2 protein-coding genes are annotated in these 1,210 nt (G+C 41.6%); one reads left to right on the top strand and one right to left on the bottom strand.

What is annotated here, in order from left to right:
• The coding region (locus A3739_RS27440; RefSeq protein WP_197472638.1) for a hypothetical protein at positions 1–509 on the bottom strand (509 nt) is incomplete at its 3' end.
• A 160-nt stretch (positions 510–669) separates the two neighbouring features.
• Here A3739_RS27440 and dusA point away from each other — a divergent pair.
• The coding region (gene dusA, locus A3739_RS27435) for a tRNA dihydrouridine(20/20a) synthase DusA (protein WP_082878648.1) at positions 670–1,210 on the top strand (541 nt) is incomplete at its 3' end.

Raw genomic sequence — 1,210 nt, 5'->3', positions numbered from 1 at the left:
TCAGAACGAGTTTCTTCGAATCTATATGAAATCTCGAAATTCACATCAATTTCCGAGGTTGAAGACACTATTTCAAAAGGTACTTCTAATCGATTATCCACCGTAACTGGACCTGTTTGATTGTTATTGTCAGCAATTAACGCCGTTACACTTGCTACTTCAGCAATCGATCCGTCAGCTAACGAAACATCTTCCTCGGCATCAAGCACATCGAGGTAAACAAAAAACAAATTGCTAGCTGGTTCTAAAAACAAGGTTTCTGAAAGACTTGATGCAACCAAGCTTTGCGCTTTGTATAGCACCTGGGCTTCTAGTAAATCTGCTCCCTTGGACACTAACTTAATCTCGTTGACAACGGGGCTTGCTAATGGAGCAATCGAACAATCTGGTTCGTCAGGAGAAACCAGAACCGGGTTTGCATCAACGTCATAGGTACGAGAGCACGCAGAGATAAAAACAATACAGACTAATGAAGAAACGAGTGCACGAAGAGACAAAACAATTTCCAACTATAATTCTTTGAGCCCAAGATTATATCGATGTTTGAATTATTGTTAGAGAGTCCGTACACAGTTTTTAAGACAAGTCTTTATATTTCTAGATCATGTACAATATGCGGGTTACCGCAAAAGATTATTCAATACATCTATCAATTCATTTAAGTGGACTATGACCAAGCAACTTGATCGCACCTTTTCGATTGCTCCTATGATGGACTGGACTGATAAACATCAGCGCTACTTTGCTCGTTTACTAACGAAGCGCTCGCTGTTGTACACAGAAATGGTCACGACTGGCGCCATTATATATGGAGATGAAGATCGGCACCTTGAGTACAACGAAGAAGAGCATCCTATTGCTCTTCAGCTTGGAGGCAGCGACCCTAAAGATCTTGCCAAATGTACCAAAATAGCTAAGACGCGTGCTTATGACGAAGTCAACCTTAACGTAGGCTGTCCAAGTGATCGAGTGCAAAATAATATGATTGGCGCTTGTTTAATGGGGCATAAAGACCTCGTTGCTAGTTGTATCTCTGCAATGCGAGAATCATGCGACATTCCTGTAACAATCAAACATCGTATCGGTATAGACGACTTCGATAGCGAAGAGTTTTTGAGTGATTTTGTCGGCACTGTCGCAGAAACCGGATGCTCTACATTCATCGTTCACGCCAGAATTGCAATTTTGGATGGTCTAAGCCCGAAAGAAA

The sequence above is a fragment of the Oleiphilus sp. HI0067 genome (genome assembly GCF_001635735.1).
Note: the sequence above shows the minus strand (reverse complement) of the source record. Positions and strands in the feature narration are given on the sequence as shown.